13 protein-coding genes are annotated in these 16,025 nt (G+C 72.7%); 8 read left to right on the top strand and 5 right to left on the bottom strand.

Annotation, left to right across the window (positions count from 1 at the left end; translation table 11 throughout):
- Positions 1 to 21: 21 nt before the first annotated feature.
- The 6 genes from ACWCV9_RS14995 (at position 22) to ACWCV9_RS14970 (ending at position 5,958) form a co-directional block, all read left to right on the top strand.
- Positions 22 to 2,601, top strand: coding sequence for a nitrate- and nitrite sensing domain-containing protein (locus ACWCV9_RS14995; RefSeq protein WP_450786798.1), 2,580 nt, complete (start codon positions 22 to 24; stop codon positions 2,599 to 2,601).
- The gene (locus ACWCV9_RS14990; RefSeq protein WP_450786796.1) at positions 2,598 to 3,035 is read left to right on the top strand and encodes a roadblock/LC7 domain-containing protein; all 438 of its coding nucleotides are present in this window, start codon (positions 2,598 to 2,600) and stop codon (positions 3,033 to 3,035) included. The genes ACWCV9_RS14995 and ACWCV9_RS14990 overlap by 4 nt, the downstream gene beginning before the upstream one ends.
- Before the next feature lie 18 nt (positions 3,036 to 3,053).
- Complete coding sequence (locus ACWCV9_RS14985) at positions 3,054 to 3,467, top strand: DUF742 domain-containing protein (protein ID WP_450786795.1); 414 nt, start codon at positions 3,054 to 3,056, stop codon at positions 3,465 to 3,467.
- 45 nt (positions 3,468 to 3,512) lie between these two features.
- Complete coding sequence (locus ACWCV9_RS14980; RefSeq protein ID WP_450786793.1) at positions 3,513 to 4,115, top strand: GTP-binding protein; 603 nt, start codon at positions 3,513 to 3,515, stop codon at positions 4,113 to 4,115.
- 336 nt (positions 4,116 to 4,451) lie between these two features.
- Positions 4,452 to 4,865 carry a roadblock/LC7 domain-containing protein gene (locus ACWCV9_RS14975; RefSeq protein WP_450786791.1) on the top strand — a complete coding sequence of 138 codons (414 nt, stop codon included), beginning with the start codon at positions 4,452 to 4,454 and terminating at the stop codon, positions 4,863 to 4,865.
- Positions 4,866 to 4,992: 127 nt separating this feature from the next.
- Positions 4,993 to 5,958, top strand: a complete 966-nt coding sequence (locus ACWCV9_RS14970) for a DUF6397 family protein (protein ID WP_450786789.1) — start codon at positions 4,993 to 4,995, stop codon at positions 5,956 to 5,958.
- A 64-nt stretch (positions 5,959 to 6,022) separates the two neighbouring features.
- On the opposite strand, the gene ACWCV9_RS14965 is transcribed toward ACWCV9_RS14970, so the two are convergent.
- Complete coding sequence (locus tag ACWCV9_RS14965; protein ID WP_450786787.1) at positions 6,023 to 6,889, bottom strand: acyl-CoA thioesterase; 867 nt, start codon at positions 6,887 to 6,889, stop codon at positions 6,023 to 6,025.
- Between the two features lie 19 nt (positions 6,890 to 6,908).
- On the bottom strand, positions 6,909 to 9,422 hold the full coding sequence (locus ACWCV9_RS14960; protein WP_450786785.1) for a DEAD/DEAH box helicase: 2,514 nt from the start codon (positions 9,420 to 9,422) through the stop codon (positions 6,909 to 6,911).
- A 145-nt stretch (positions 9,423 to 9,567) separates the two neighbouring features.
- Between ACWCV9_RS14960 and ACWCV9_RS14955 the strand changes: the two genes are divergently transcribed.
- On the top strand, positions 9,568 to 10,362 hold the full coding sequence (locus tag ACWCV9_RS14955; RefSeq protein WP_385842308.1) for a metal-dependent hydrolase: 795 nt from the start codon (positions 9,568 to 9,570) through the stop codon (positions 10,360 to 10,362).
- Between the two features lie 113 nt (positions 10,363 to 10,475).
- On the opposite strand, the gene ACWCV9_RS14950 is transcribed toward ACWCV9_RS14955, so the two are convergent.
- The 3 genes from ACWCV9_RS14950 to ACWCV9_RS14940 form a co-directional block, all read right to left on the bottom strand.
- Entirely contained in the window at positions 10,476 to 10,943 is a 468-nt protein-coding gene (locus ACWCV9_RS14950; RefSeq protein ID WP_450786783.1) for a DUF5709 domain-containing protein, read from the bottom strand.
- A gap of 384 nt (positions 10,944 to 11,327) precedes the next feature.
- Positions 11,328 to 13,109, bottom strand: coding sequence for an ABC transporter ATP-binding protein (locus tag ACWCV9_RS14945; protein WP_450786781.1), 1,782 nt, complete (start codon positions 13,107 to 13,109; stop codon positions 11,328 to 11,330).
- Positions 13,106 to 14,914, bottom strand: coding sequence for an ABC transporter transmembrane domain-containing protein (locus ACWCV9_RS14940; protein ID WP_450786779.1), 1,809 nt, complete (start codon positions 14,912 to 14,914; stop codon positions 13,106 to 13,108). The genes ACWCV9_RS14945 and ACWCV9_RS14940 overlap by 4 nt, the downstream gene beginning before the upstream one ends.
- A 286-nt stretch (positions 14,915 to 15,200) precedes the next feature.
- On the opposite strand from ACWCV9_RS14940, the gene ACWCV9_RS14935 reads away from it, so the two are divergent.
- Complete coding sequence (locus ACWCV9_RS14935; RefSeq protein ID WP_450786906.1) at positions 15,201 to 15,935, top strand: L,D-transpeptidase family protein; 735 nt, start codon at positions 15,201 to 15,203, stop codon at positions 15,933 to 15,935.
- The last annotated feature ends 90 nt before the right edge of the window (positions 15,936 to 16,025 follow it).

Genomic DNA, 16,025 nt, shown 5'->3' with positions numbered 1-16,025 from the left:
CACACCCCGAGCGAGGAGGCCATGCGCCCACCCCGTACCACCCCGAACGACGGCACCCCGGAGCCGTCCCCGCACCCGCCCCGCGGCCGCCGCGCGCACGCCGGCCCGCCCGCCGACGGCTCCCTGGGCAGGGGACCGCGCCCGGCACGCGCCCGCGGAGTGCGCCGCCCCCTGCGGCCACGGACCGTGCGCGCCAAGGTGGTCAGCCTCCTGATGGTGCCCGTCGTCTCCCTGCTCGCCCTGTGGGCGTACGCCACCGTCAGCACCGCCCAGGACGTCGCCCGGCTCCGCGAATCCCAGCGTGTCGACGCCGAACTGCGCACCCCGGTGGCCACCGCCGTCAGCGCCCTCCAGGCCGAACGCACCGCCGCCGTGCGCTACGCCACCGCCTCTCCCGGCACCGACGGCAGCGACCTCGAAGGGCTGGCCGCCCGCACCGACCGGGCCGTGGCCGCGCTGCGGCTCGGTGACGGCAGCACCGTCGCCGACAGCCAGGAACTGCCCTCCGACGTCTCCGACCGCCTCTCCGCCTTCGTCCAGGGCGCCGAGCGTCTCCGTACGCTGCGCAGGGCCGTACTCGACCACCGGACCGGCTGGAACACGACGTACGAGCAGTACACGAACAGCATCGCGGCGGCCCTCGCCGTGGACGGCACCCTCACCGCCGTCCAGCGCTCCGACACCGGCTCCGACGCGCGTGTCCTGCTCGAGTTCTCCCGCGCCGCCGAGGCGCTCGCCCAGGAGGACGCCCTGCTCGGCACCGCGCGGACCGCGGGCGCGCTCCGGGGCGAGCGGCTCCGGCTGTTCAGCGCCGCCGTCGCCGCGCGCCGCACCCTCACCGACACCGCCGTCCCCGACCTCCCCACCGCCCAGCGCGCCGCTTGGCGCACCCTCGCCGGCAGCCGTTCCTACGCCGACCTCGGCCGCGCCGAGGACAAGATCGTCAACGGTGGTGCGGCCGCCGAGCCCGACGCGGCCGGCCAGGGACTCTGGAGCGCCGCCCACGCGCGCGTGCAGGACGGTATGCGGACCCTCGCGCGGGACACCGGGCGTGTCGTCGCCGGACGCGCCGACCCGTTCGCCCGCGGGCTGCTGAGCCCGGCGGGCGCCGCCGTCCTCCTCGGCCTGGCCGCCGTCGCCGCCTCGCTCGTCATCTCCGTGCGGATCGGCCGGGCACTCGTGGTCGAACTCGTCAGCCTGCGCAACGACGCCCTGGAGATCGCCCGCCGCAAACTGCCTCAGGCCATCCGGAAACTGCGCGCGGGAGAGGAGATCGACATCCACGCGGAGGCACCCGCCGGACCACCCGCCGAGGACGAGACCGGCCAGGTCGCGGAAGCCCTGACCACCGTGCACCGCGCCGCGCTGCACGCCGCCGTGGAGCGCGCCGAACTCGCCAGCGGCATCTCCGGAGTCTTCGTCAACCTGGCCCGCCGCAGCCAGGTGCTCGTGCACCGCCAGCTCAGCCTGCTGGACCGCATGGAACGGCGCTCCGACGACCCCGACGAGCTGAGCGACCTGTTCCGTCTGGACCATCTCACCACCCGGATGCGGCGGCACGCCGAGAGCCTGATCATCCTCTCCGGGGCGGCGCCCGGCCGGGCCTGGCGGCTGCCCGTCCCGTTGACGAACGTCGTACGCGCCGCCGTATCGGAAATCGAGGACTACGCGCGCGTGGAGGTACGGCAGTTCCCCGAGGCGCACATCGTCGGAGCGGCGGTCGCCGACCTCACCCATCTGCTCGCCGAACTCGTGGAGAACGCGGCCCAGTTCTCGCCGCCCCACACGCGCGTACGCGTCACCGGGGAACCCGTCGGCAACGGCTACGCCCTCGAGATCGAGGACCGCGGACTCGGCATGGGCGGCGACACCCTCGGCGAAGCCAACCGGCGCATCGAACAGTCCGATGCCCTCGACCTGTTCGACAGCGACCGGCTCGGGCTCTTCGTGGTCAGCCGGCTCGCCTCCCGGCACAGCATCAAGGTGCACCTGCGGACGTCGCCCTACGGCGGCACCACCGCCGTCGTCCTGCTGCCGACCGCCCTGCTGCACACCGGCCCGGCCGACCGCCCGCCCCGCCAGGACGAACAGGCCGTCACCGAGCGGGATCGCGGGTACGCGCGCGTGTCCGGCGCGGCCCCGCCACCGGAACCCGTCACCGCGGGCTCCGGCCGGCCCGCCCTGGCCGTCACCACCCCGGAGCCGCGCAACAGCGCCCACCCACCCCGCCCGCACCGCGCCGCCGCCCCCGAGCCGGATGCGTACGGCACCGCCCCCGGCCCAGGTTCGTACGAGCCCCCGCCTCCCGGAGTGACCCCCCTGAAGCTGCACCGCCCGCCGGACGAGTCCGAGCCCTCCGACGACCTCCCGCGCCGGGTGCGCCAGGCCAGCCTCGCCCCCCAGCTGCGCCAGCAGCACGCGGCAGAGGCGGACCCGTCCTCCACCCGCCACGGCGACGACCGGCGCACCCCCGAACTGGTACGGGACCGCATGGCGGCCTACCGCGCCGGCTGGGTGCGCGGCGGGGGCCGGCAGCCGGGCCGCGGTGCCGCCCCGGAACCCGAAACGCGCAGTGACAGCAGCGAAGGAGACCCGGCATGATCCAGGACCCGAACCCGAGGACAGGCCGGCGGTCCGGCGAACTGGACTGGCTGCTGGACGACCTGGTGATGCGCGTGCGCGAGGTGCGGCACGCCGTGGTGCTGTCCAACGACGGACTGGCCGTCGGCGCCTCCAGCGGACTCGCGCGCGAGGACGCCGAGCACCTCGCCGCCGTGGCGTCCGGCTTCAACAGCCTCGCCAAGGGCGCGGGACGGCACTTCGGAGCCGGCGGGGTACGCCAGACGATGGTCGAGATGGACGACGCCTTCCTCTTCGTGGCAGCCGCCGGAGACGGCTCCTGCCTCGCCCTCCTCACCGCCGTCACCGCCGACATCGGCCTCGTCGCCTACGAGATGGCGCGACTGGTCAAACGCGTCGGCGAACACCTCTACACCCCGCCGCGGGTCACCGCGCAGCCGCCCGCCGCCGGATGAGCCGGAGAGGCGGCACCGATGACCCAGACCCCGACCGGTGGTCCCCGCGAGCCGGGCAGCCAGTGGTACGACGGCGAGGCCGGGCCCCTGGTCCGCCCCTACGCCATGACGGGCGGACGCACCAAACCGGGCCCCACCGGCGTGCGGTTCGACCTGATCGCGCTGGTCACCCTCCACCCCGCCGCCCCGGCGGCCGACGACGACACCGCGCTCGGACCGGAACACCGCGCGCTGCTCGGGCTGTGCCGCACCGAGACCCAGTCCGTCGCCGAACTCGCCGCCGACGCGGACCTGCCCGTGGGGGTGGTGCGGGTGCTCCTCGGGGACCTGCTGGAACTGGGCCGGGTGACCATCAGCCGTCCCGTGCCGCCCGCGCAATTGCCCGACGAGCGGATCCTGCGCGAGGTCATCGCGGGACTGCGGGCGCTGTAGATGAACGTACGTCGGCCCCGGTCGGCCCTTCCGAGAGAAGTGAACATGGTCTCCGAGCATTCCGGCACCGTCGACGACACCTCCGCCCTGGCGCTGAAGATACTGGTCGCGGGCGGATTCGGCGTCGGCAAGACGACCCTCGTCGGGGCCGTCAGCGAGATCCGGCCGCTGCGCACCGAGGAACTGCTCAGCGAAGCCGGCCAACTCGTGGACGACACCGACGGCGTGGACCGGAAGGTCACCACCACCGTCGCGATGGACTTCGGGCGCATCACCATCCGCTCCGGCCTGTCCCTGTACCTCTTCGGCACCCCGGGCCAGGACCGCTTCTGGTTCCTGTGGGACGAGTTGTCCCAGGGCGCGCTCGGCGCCGTGGTCCTCGCGGACACCCGGCGCCTGGAGGACTGCTTCCCCGCCGTCGACTACTTCGAGCACCGGCGCATCCCGTTCGTGGTGGCCGTCAACTGCTTCGCCGGGGCCCGGACCCACGACGCCCACGACGTCGCCCGAGCCCTCGACCTCGACCCCGGCACCCCGGTGGTGCTGTGCGACGCCCGTGACCGGAACTCCGGCAAGGAAGTGCTGATCCGCCTCGTCGAGTACGCCGGACGCAGGCACACCGCCCGGCTGCTGGACTCCGTCGGCTAGCGCAAGGGCATTTCCGTATGAGGCAAGGAACGTCCCGCACCGGGCGATCCATCCGGGCACAGGCGAGATTGCGCCCTTTCGCCACGGCGTCGCCGGTCTCGAAGACCGGTTCGGCCCGGCGAGCGCGGGGGAACGGAACCGTACGAAGGGTCTCTCATCGGCGCGAACGGCCGGCCGCGGCCTCGCCCGGGCTGCCTCGGAGGCGGGCGTCGCTCAGTGTGCGTCGGTCATCTTCCGGGTCAGCCGCTTGTCCTCCTTGCCCCTGCCCCGGTCGGTGGGGAAGGCTGGCCGGGAGGCTCCTCCAGCCAGGCGGAGACAGCACACGGGGAGTAGGACATGGCGCACAACCAGGGACTCGGCTGGCTCCTGGACGATCTGACCGAGCGGGTGGAGCATGTGCGGCACGCACTGGTCCTGTCCAACGACGGACTGGTCACCGGAGCGAGCACGGGTCTGCGCCGCGAGGACGCCGAGCATCTGGCCGCCGTGGCATCGGGGCTGCACAGCCTGGCCAAGGGTTCGGGACGCCACTTCGGCGCGGGCCGGGTGCGCCAGACCATGATCGAGTACGACGACGCCGTGCTGTTCGTCACCGCTGCCGGCACCGGCAGCTCGCTGTGCGTGCTCAGCGCGGCCGAGGCCGACATCGGGCAGATCGCCTACGAGATGACTCTCCTCGTCAACCGCGTCGGCGAACACCTCGCCGTCGACGCAAGGCAACCCGAGCGCACGCCTAACCAGGAGCCCTGACCTGCGGTTTTTCAGACCATCGGGGAGTTATCCACAGGCCCGCCACGGGCTGCTCCGAAACGGCTACGGTGTGTGCACGGCGAACGCACCGGGCGTGAGCCACCCGACTCCCCGGGGGAGTACGACCATGTCGGCGACCACCTTCACCGCGCACCCCACCAACAGCTGCACGCCGAGCCGAGCCGCGAGGGAGCTGGGCCTCAAGCGCAGCGAGTTCGACCTCGCCGTGCACCTCGGCCGGATCAGGACCGTGCCCGACGAAGGCGGAGGGGGACCCGGGCGGGTGGAGCGCGCGGAACTGGACCGCCTCCGTGCCCAGGACGGCTTCCCCGAAGCCCTGCGCGAGAGCGTGCGCGTCGTCGGGACCACCGAGGGGGCCGCGCTCATGGGTATCCCGGCCGGCCGGTTCACCCGGCTCGCCCGCCTGGGCCTGTTCGTGCCCGTGCGCTTCTATCTGAACCGCTACCGCGCCGTGGTCTGGCTCTATCTGGCGGCGGACCTGCGCACCTTCGCGGCGGCCCCGGAGAACGCACACCTGCTCAAGGGGCGCACGCCCGACGTGTTGCGCAGCCGGCTGGCGGACGGAGTGGATCTGCGCGCCCGCAACTGGCGCGGGCGTCACTTCGGCTTCCTGCTGCGTCAGGCCGAGGACCCGTGGGCCCGGGCCGGAGCCGTGGCCGCGTTCCTCGCTGCCGTCGAGGTCGCCGACGTGGTCAGGGACCCGTACGAACGGGCCCGGCTGAACCGCTACCGGCTTGTGGTGCCGGGAGCGGGCCAGCCCGGATCGCCCTCCGCCCACCTGGCCGAGACCATCATGACCGCACAGGACGCGGACGAGATCGAGTGGCTGCGCAGCGAACTGGCCCGGGCCGTCGAGGAGGCCCGCAGCCTCTCGCCGGCCCGGCGTCCGGCCGCGCGCCGGCCGGTGCCCAGGATGCGCACGGAGGCCCGCCCGGCCCTGCCGGCTCGGCAGCCCGCACCGGCCAGGTCGTGCCCGCCCCGGAACCATGCGCCCCGAGCGGGTACACACCGACCGGCACGCGGGCTGCGCTGCTGGCTCCGCCGCAGAAACCCACGGCCCGCACAGGTCTGAACAAAGCGGCCGACGCCCCGGCCCCACGTCCCCCGGCCCACCCGCACGCGCGGCTCCGGCCCCGCTACAGGGACCGGAACAGACCCTCCTGGACGACCGACACCAGCAGTCGCCCGTGCAGGTCGTAGATGCGGCCGCGGGCCAGACCGCGCCCGCCGGTGGCGATCGGGGACTCCTGGTCGTACAGGAACCACTCGTCCGCGCGGAACGGCCGATGGAACCACATGGCGTGGTCCAGCGAGGCCATGTCGAAGTTCCGCGGACCCCACAGCGGTTCGATCGGAATGCGGACCGCGTCCAGAAGAGTCATGTCACTGGCGTACGTGAGCGCGCACGTGTGGACCAGCGGATCGTCGCCGAGCGGTCCGACCGCGCGCATCCACACGGCGCTGCGTGGATCGGCGCCCTGGATCTCCTCGGGGTTCCAGCGCAGCCGGTCGACATACCGGATGTCGAAGGGCTGGCGGCGCGCCATCCGCTCCAGCTGCTCGGGCAGCGCGCCCAGATGCTTCCGGATCTCCTCGGTCACCGTCGGCAGCGACTCCGGGTCCGGCACCTCGCGGGCCGGCGGCAGCTGGTGCTCGAACGGTCCTTCCTCAGGCTCGTGAAAGGAGGCGGTCAGATTGAAGATCGTGCGGCCCTGCTGCACGGCCGTGACCCGCCGGGTGGTGAACGACCGCCCGTCGCGGACCCGCTCCACCTGGTACACGATGGGCACACCCGGCCGGCCCGGACGCAGGAAATACGCGTGCAGCGAGTGCACGGGGCGGTCGCCGTCCGTGGTGCGGCCGGCGGCGACCAGCGCCTGGCCCGCCACCTGGCCGCCGAAGACCCGCTGCAAGGACTCCTGCGGGCTGCGGCCACGGAAGATGTTGACCTCGATCTGCTCCAGGTCGAGCAGGTCGACCAGTCTCTCGGCCGGGTTCGTCATCGGTGGGTGTCTCCTGTGGTCAGAGCTGTCCGACAGCGGTGACGCGGACGACCGCACGTCCCTCGGCGTCCGAGGCCGTGAGGTCGATCTCCGCGCTGATGCCCCAGTCGTGGTCGCCGTTGGGGTCGTCGAAGATCTGGCGGACGCGCCACAGGGCGTTCTCCGGCTCCTCCTTGATGACCAGCAGCTTGGGACCACGGGCGTCGGGGCCGGTGCCGAGGTCGTCGTACTCCTCCCAATACGCGTCCATCGCCTCGCCCCACGCCTCGGCGTCCCAGCCGGACTCGGCGTCCAGCTGGCCGAGTTCCTCGACCTGGTCGAGCGCGGCCAGCTCCACACGGCGGAACATGGCGTTGCGCACCAGGACGCGGAAGGCACGGGCGTTGGCGGTGACCGGCTTGACCTCGTCGGCCTTCTCCTGCGCCTCCTCGGCCGTCATCTCCTCCGGGTTCGCGAGCTGCTCCCACTCGTCCAGCAGGCTGGAGTCGACCTGGCGGACCATCTCGCCCAGCCACTCGATCAGATCCTGGAGGTCCTCGGACTTCAGGTCGTCCGGGATGGTGTGGTCCAGGGTCTTGTAGGCGCTGGCGAGGTAGCGCAGCACGATGCCCTCGGTGCGGGCCAGCTCGTAGAAGGAGACCAACTCCGTGAAGGACAGCGCCCGTTCGTACATGTCCCGGATGACCGACTTCGGCGACAGCGGGTGGTCGCCGACCCACGGGTGGCTCTTGCGGTAGGTGTTGTACGCGTGGAAGAGCAGCTCCTCCAGCGGCTTCGGGTAGGTGATGTCCTGGAGGCGCTCCATGCGCTCCTCGTACTCGACCCCGTCCGCCTTCATCGCCGCCACGGCCTCACCGCGCGCCTTGTTCTGCTGCGCGACGAGGATCTGCCGGGGGTCGTCCAGGGTCGACTCGACCACGGACACCATGTCGAGGGCGTAGGACGGCGAGTCGGGGTCGAGGAGTTCGAACGTGGCGAGCGCGAACGTGGACAGCGGCTGGTTGAGCGCGAAGTCCTGCTGAAGGTCGACCGTGAGCCGGACGATCCGGCCCTCGGCGTCCGGCTTGTCGAGCTTCTCCACGATGCCGCCGTCGAGCAGCGAGCGGTAGATCGCGATCGCGCGGCGGATGTGCCGCAGCTGCTGCTTGCGCGGCTCGTGGTTGTCCTCCAGCAGGCGGCGCATCGCCTCGAAGGCGTTGCCCGGCCGGGCGATCACCGAGAGCAGCATCGTGTGCGTCACCCGGAACCGCGAGGTCAGCGGCTCCGGATCGGACTCGATCAGCTTCTGGAAGGTGTTCTCCGTCCAGCCGACGAAGCCCTCCGGTGCCTTCTTGCGCACCACCTTGCGCCGCTTCTTCGGGTCGTCTCCCGCCTTCGCCAGCGCCTTCTCGTTCTCGATGACGTGCTCCGGCGCCTGCGCCACCACCAGCCCGGCGGTGTCGAAACCGGCCCGGCCGGCCCGGCCCGCGATCTGGTGGAACTCACGGGCCCGCAGCGTGCGCACCCGGTTGCCGTCGTACTTGGTGAGAGCGGTGAAGAGCACGGTGCGGATGGGCACGTTGACGCCCACGCCGAGGGTGTCGGTGCCGCAGATGACCTTCAGCAGGCCGGCCTGGGCGAGCTTCTCCACCAGACGCCGGTACTTCGGCAGCATGCCGGCGTGGTGCACGCCGATGCCGTGCCGGACGTAACGGGAGAGGTTGCGGCCGAACTTGGTGGTGAAGCGGAAGTTGCCGATCAGCTCGGCGATCTGTTCCTTCTCCTCCCGCGAGCACATGTTGATGCTCATCAGCGCCTGCGCCCGCTCCACGGCCTGCGCCTGGGTGAAGTGGACGATGTAGACGGGTGCCTGCTTGGTCTCCAGCAGGTCGGTGAGCGTCTCGGTGAGCGGGGTGTACTGGTACTCGTAGGAGAGGGGCACCGGGCGGGTTGCCGAGCGGACGACTGCGGTGGGGCGGCCGGTGCGGCGGGTGAGGTCCTTCTCGAAGAAGGACACGTCACCCAGGGTCGCCGACATCAGGATGAACTGCGCCTGCGGCAGCTCCAGCAGCGGGATCTGCCAGGCCCAGCCACGGTCGCCCTCGGCGTAGAAGTGGAACTCGTCCATCACGACCTGGCCGACGTCGGCGTCCTTGCCGTCGCGCAGCGCGATCGACGCCAGCACCTCGGCCGTGCAGCAGATCACGGGCGCGTCGGCGTTCACGGAGGCGTCGCCGGTGAGCATGCCCACGTTCTCGGTGCCGAAGATCTTGCACAGCTCGAAGAACTTCTCCGACACCAGCGCCTTGATCGGCGCCGTGTAGAAGGTGACCTCGTCCCGGGCCAGCGCCGCGAAGTGCGCACCCGCGGCGATCATGCTCTTGCCGGAGCCGGTCGGGGTGGAGACGATCACGTTCGCCCCGGAGACCACCTCGATCAGCGCCTCCTCCTGGTGGGGGTAGAGGGTGAGGCCGCGCTCCTGGGCCCACGACTCGAAGGCTTCGTACAGGGCGTCGGGGTCGGCGGTCGGCGGCAGCTGATCGATGAGGGTCACGACCCCATCTTGCCTGTCCTTGTCCCCGAGAGGGGAATCGGCTGCGGGACCGACGATCATGGCCGCTACGCTGTGTCGCCGACGCAGCGTCAACGCACCAGGTCAACTGGTCAGCGGCACACGAGGAATGGGGCGGGAAGCGGCCATGATGGGACCAGCACACTCACTGTCGGGGGCCGCGGCCTGGCTCGGCGTCGGAGCGGCCGCCGCTGCGGCCGGGCACCCGATGCCCTGGCCGGTGCTGCTCGCCGGTGCCCTGATCTGCGCCGGCGCCGCGCTCGCCCCGGACCTCGACCACAAGGCGGCGACCATCTCGCGGGCCTTCGGACCGATCTCCCGCTGGCTCTGCGAGATCGTGGACAAGCTGTCGTACGCCACCTACAAGACGACCAGGAAGCAGGGCGACCCGCGCCGCTCCGGTGGCCATCGCACCCTGACACACACCTGGGTGTGGGCGGTGCTGATCGGCGCGGGCTGCTCCGCGGCGGCGGTCACCGGCGGCCGCTGGGGTGTGCTGGCGATCCTCTTCGTGCACATGGTGCTGGCGATCGAGGGCCTGCTGTGGCGGGCGGCGCGCGGCTCCAGCAGCGATGTCCTGGTCTGGCTGCTGGCGGCGACCACCTCGTGGATCCTCGCCGGGGTGCTGGACAAGCCGGGCAACGGCTCGCACTGGCTGTTCACCGAGCCCGGGCAGCAGTACCTCTGGCTCGGCCTGCCGATCGTGCTGGGCGCGCTGGTGCACGACATCGGGGACGCGCTGACCGTGTCCGGCTGCCCGATCCTGTGGCCGATCCCCGTGGGCCGCAAGCGCTGGTACCCGGTGGGGCCGCCGAAGGCGATGCGGTTCCGGGCGGGCAGCTGGGTCGAGCTGAGGGTGCTGATGCCCGTGTTCATGCTGCTCGGCGGAGTGGGCTGCGCGGCGGCTCTCAACGTGATCTGATCCGTGGTTCCGGCCGCGCCTCCCGGCCGGCCCGCGTCGGCGTCGCCGTACGGGCGCGCAAGATGGGCGATGCCGGCGATGCGGCCCTCGGTGCCGGCCGTCCACGGCGGTGGTCAGCCGGGCAGGGAGTCCTCGTCGACGATGTGCATCGCGGCCTCCTCCGCGGAGGCGGCGGCGCCGTCGATGCCGACGTCGGTCGCGAGGAGGGCGGGCTCGTCGTCCTCGTGCGCCCCCTCGTCGGGGGCCACCAGCCGGCCGGAACGCCGGTGGCCGACCTCGTTGTCGAGGGGTTCCCCGTCGGTGTCGTGGTCACCGATGCCGTCGCCGTCGGGCGCGGCGAGGTCGGGCAGCTCCTCGGCCAGGCGTTGGTCGAGGGTCTCGCCCGCCTGGCGTTCGGCCGCCGTCACTCCGTCGTGTTCCACGGCCCATGGCCGCTCGGGCGGGGACCAGCCGCGGTCGAGCGGATCGTCGACGCCGTCGAAGTCCAGTGTGTCCTCGACGTCGAGCACCCCCGAGTCCTCCCGGATCTCCGAGGGATCGGGCTGGTAGACGTCGTCCCCCCAGCCGCCGGCGCTGTCCACGGGTACCTCCAGATGGTGAGGACGGCCGCGTACCGCCGAGACGGGGCGCGGGCCGTCGGCACAGGTGCCGCACGACGGGGACCAGCTGGTTCCCGGGTGTGCCACGAACCGGTGCCGTTCTCCAGACTTCCACCCCTGCTCGGGACCGCGCAACGTCACGAGCCCCGCCCGGGGCCCGAGCAGCCGCACTCCGGGTCCGCGGTCCCTGACGGGCCCCCGCACGGCCCGCACCCGCACCGCCGCCACGGACGCAGCGCGCCCCCGGGCCGGCCGCCCCGGCACCGTCGGCACCCGCATCGCTCCCGCCGGTCTCCCGACGTCCCCGGCTGCTCGGCGTCGGCGCCCGCGCGAGCAGCGGGCGCCGACGGAAGCGTTCGAAGGGCCTCAGCCGTGCCAGGAGCGCCACAACGCGGCGTACGCGCCGTCCGCCGCGACCAGCTCGGTGTGGCTGCCCAGCTCGCTGATCCGGCCATTCTCCACCACGGCGATCATGTCGGCGTCGTGCGCGGTGTGCAGCCGATGCGCGATGGCGACCACCGTGCGGCCGTCGAGGACACGCGACAGCGAGCGTTCCAGGTGGCGGGCCGCGCGCGGGTCGAGCAGGGAGGTCGCCTCGTCCAGGACCAGCGTGTGCGGGTCGGCCAGCACCAGCCGGGCCAGCGCGATCTGCTGGGCCTGCGCCGGTGTCAGTGCGAGCCCGCCGGAGCCGACTTCGGTGTCCAGGCCGTCGTCCAGCGCCTGTGCCCAGCCGTCGGCGTCGACCGCGCCCAGGGCCGCCCACAGCTCGGCGTCCGTGGCGCTGGTGCGGGCCAGCAGGAGGTTGTCGCGCAGGGAGCCGACGAAGACGTGGTGCTCCTGGTTGACGAGGGCGACATGCGCGCGGACGCGTTCCGCGGGCATCCGGGACAGCTCCGCCCCGCCCAGGGTGATCCGGCCGTCCCGCGGCGCGTAGATACCGGCGAGCAGCCTGCCCAGGGTCGACTTGCCGGCGCCGGAGGGGCCGACCAGGGCCAGCCGGGTGCCCGGCGCCACCTCCAGGGACACCTGGCGCAGCACGTCGACGCCCTCCCGGTAGCCGAAGTGCACCCGGTCGGCGTGCACGTCCCGCCCGTCGGGGGCCAGCGTGTCCTCCCCGGCGTCCGGTTCGATCTCCCGCACCCCGACCAGCCGGGCCAGCGACACCTGGGCCACCTGCACCTCGTCGTACCAGCGCAGGATCAGGTTCACCGGGTCGACCAGCATCTGCGCGACGAGCGCGCCGGTGGTCAGCTGGCCCACGCCGATCCAGCCGTGCAGGACGAACACCCCGCCGACCATCAGGACCGAGCCGAGCACGATGGCATGCACCGCGCTGATGACCGGGAAGAGCACCGACCGCAGCCAGAGCGTGTAGCGCTCCCAGGCCGTCCACTCCTTGATCCGCTGCTCCGACAGGGCGATGCGGCGGTCCCCGAGCCGGTGGGACTCGACGGTGCGGCCCGCGTCGACGGTCTCGGCGAGCGCGGCGGCGACGGCGGCGTAGCCGGCGGCCTCGGAGCGGTAGCCGGAGGGGGCGCGCTTGAAGTACCAGCGGCACCCGGCCACCAGTACCGGCACGGCCAGCAGCACGGCGGCCGCCAGCGGCGGTGCCGTGACGACGAGCCCGCCGAGCAGCAGCAGGGCCCACACGAAGCCGATCGCCAGCTGGGGCACCGCCTCCCGCATGGCGTTCGCCAGCCGGTCGATGTCGGTGGTGATGCGGGACAGCAGGTCGCCGGTGCCCGCCCGCTCCAGCACCCCCGGCGGCAGCCCGACCGAGCGGACCAGGAAGTCCTCCCGCAGATCGGCCAGCATCCGCTCGCCGAGCATCGCGCCCCGCAGCCGGACCTGCCGGACGAACACCGCCTGCACGGCCAGCGCGAGCAGGAACAGTCCGATGCTCCATCCGAGACGAAGATCCCGCGCGTGGCCGGACACACGCTCGACCAGCCCGCCCAGCAGGTACGGGCCGACCATGGATGCGACCACGGCCACCGTGTTGACGGCGATGAGCAGCAGGAAGGCCCGGCGGTGCCGGCGGAACAGTTCGACGACGTAGGTCCGTACGGTCGCGGCCGTGCCGACGGGCAGGGTGGTGGCGGTCGTCGGGGCCGCCGGGTCGTAGGCCGGCGGCGCAACGCCGATCATGCGCTCTCCTCGATCTCTTCCAGTTCCTGGAGGGCGTCCAGCAGAGCGCCCTCCTCTTCGGCGGCGGCCAGCTCCTCCTCGGTCTCCCGGGTCACCACGGCCCGGTACCGCGGCTCGCCGGCGACCAGGTCCCGGTGCGGGCCGGTCGCGACCACCTCGCCCTGGTGGACGAGGGCGACCCGGTCCGCGCGGTCGAGCAGCAGCGGAGAGGAGGTGAACACCACCGTCGTCCGTCCCGAGCGCAGCCGGCGCAGACCGTCCGCGATACGGGCCTCGGTGTGCGAGTCGACCGCGGAGGTCGGCTCGTCCAGCACGAGCACCTCGGGGTCGGTGAACAGCGACCGGGCCAGCGCCAGCCGCTGCCGCTGGCCACCGGAGAGCGAGCGCCCGCGTTCGGTGATCCGCGCGTCCATCGGGTCGTCGGCGCCCAGCGATCCCTGGACGAGCGCGTCGAGGACGTCCGCGCACTGGGCCGCCGCCAGCGCGTCCGCGGCCTGCACGGCACCGGATGCGGGCACGTCGAGGAGTTCGCGCAGGGTGCCGGAGAGCAGCACCGGGTCCTTGTCCTGCACGAGGACCGCGGTCCGGGCGCTGTCCAGCGGCAGCTCGTCCAGCGGTACGCCGCCGAGGAGCACCGAGCGGGCCGGGTCGGCGGGGTGGCCGCCCAGCCGGTCCGCGAGCCGGCCCGCCGCGTCCGGGTCGCCGCACACCACGGCGGTGAGCAGGCCCGCGGGCGCGAGCAGACCGGTCTCGGGGTCGTACAGATCGCCGCTCGGTTGCTCGGCCGCGCGGACTCCGTCCGTGGCCGTGGGCCGTTGCAGGGACAGCACACGCGCGGCCCGCTTGGCCGAGGGCCGGGAGAAGGAGTACGCCATGGCGATCTCCTCGAAATGCCGCAGCGGATAGTTGAGGATCATGACCGCGCTGTACACGGTCACGAGTTCACCGACCGCGATCCGTCCCTGGCGGGCGAGATGGATGCCGTGCCAGACGACCGCGATCAGCAGCAGCCCGGGCAGCAGCACCTGGATGGCCGAGATGAGCGACCACATACGGGCGCTGTGCACCGCCGCGTGCCGCACCTCCTGCGAGGCGCGGCGGTAGCGGTCGAGGAACAGCTCCTCGCCGCCGATGCCGCGCAGCACGCGCAGTCCGGCGACCGTGTCCGAGGCCAGCTCGGTGGCGCGGCCTGCCTTCTCGCGCTGGACATCGGCGCGGCGGGTCGCCCGCGGCAGCAGCGGCAGCACTGCGACCGCCACGACGGGCAGGCCGACGGCGACCACCACGCCCAGCGCGGGCTGGTACACGAGCAGGCCGACGCAGACCACGACGACCGTCACCGCGGCCGCGGTGAACCGGGAGACGGCCTCCACGAACCAGCCGATCTTCTCGACGTCACCGGTGGAGACGGCCACCACCTCACCGGCGGCGACCCGCCGGGTCAGTGCGGAGCCCAGCTGGGCGGCCTTGCGTGCGAGGAGCTGCTGGACGCGGGCGGCGGCGGTGATCCAGTTCGTGACGGCGGTCCGGTGCAGGAAGGTGTCGCCGAGGGCGATGCCCGTCCCGCACAGCGCCAGCAGACCACCCGTCAGGGCGAGCCGGGTACCGGAGCGGTCCACGACCGCCTGTACGGCGAGACCGACACAGAAAGGGAGGGCGGAGACGGAGACGAAGTGGAGCAGGCCCCAGGCGAGCGACTTCAGCTGCCCGCCCAGCTGGTTGCGCCAGAGCCACCACAGGAATCGAGGACCCGAGCGCGCGTCGGGAACGCCCGGATCGGAGTACGGAAGGTCTTGAATCTGCATGAGGTCTGACGTCCCAGTGGCTCGTGTCAGCGGAGGGGGAGAGGAAAGGGGGCGAGGGCGAGTGCAAGGCGAGGGCGGCACCAAACCGTGCAAGGTTCGCTTCGGGGCGCTGCGGATTTCAACCGGTTTTCGCGGCCGCTCCGCGCAGTTCGCCGACATCCGGCCACGGGCCCGCGGGGCCCCGTTCCGGCCGTCCTGCACCCCGTCACCCGAATGTCCAGAAGATCACACAAGCAACGGGTATGTGATGCACGATGATTGGGTGCAGAGCGACAGCGTGCGGCGAATGACGGTCGCGGTGGCGACCCTTGGAACACTCTTGGCATCCGTGTCCGCGTGCGACACGGACAACCCGGGGCCGCCCCGGACCGGCGGAGCGCCGGGTCCGAGCGGCGGGCTCCCGAAGAGCCCGACCGTGTCGGAGCCCCCGGCGACGGATCCGGCCCGTATCCCGGGGGTGGGCGACCGCCTCTTCCGGGAGATTCCCGCGGACTCCCGCCAGGTGGTGGCCGTCTACGGGGAGGGTGCGGACTCGGCCGACTCCACGGTCGTGCTGTACACCCGGCGGGGCACGGAGTGGCGGCCGGTGGGCAGCTGGCCCGCGCACAACGGCCGCAACGGCTGGACGACGGACCATCATATGGGTGACGAGCGCAGCCCCGTCGGTGTGTTCACGCTCTCCGATGCGGGCGGGGTGCTCTCCGACCCGGGCACGAAGCTGCCGTACGACCAGGACGAGGACGCCTACTCCCCGCCGTTCGAGGGCGAGGCGCATCAGCATGACTTCGACTACGTCATCGCCATCGACTACAACCGCGCCCGGGGTACCGCCCCCGACGACCCCACCCGCCCGGAGGGGGACGACAAGGGCGGCAGCATCTGGCTGCACGTGGACCATGACAGCGGCACCTCGGCGTGCATCAGCGTGTCCGCGGAGGCCATGCGGTTCCTGCTGCGCAGGCTCGATCCGGCCGGACATCCGGTGATGGTGATGGGGGACAGGGACGACCTGCGCGCCTGACCGGCCCGGCTTCCGTCCGCCACCGCCCGTGCGCGGCCGAACCGTGGCGGGTGGCATTGCGGACGGGGCGGCGGCCCCGTTAGAACACCG

Source organism: Streptomyces sp. NPDC001606 (assembly GCF_053596835.1).
This window is presented reverse-complemented; position numbering and strand designations above follow the sequence as displayed.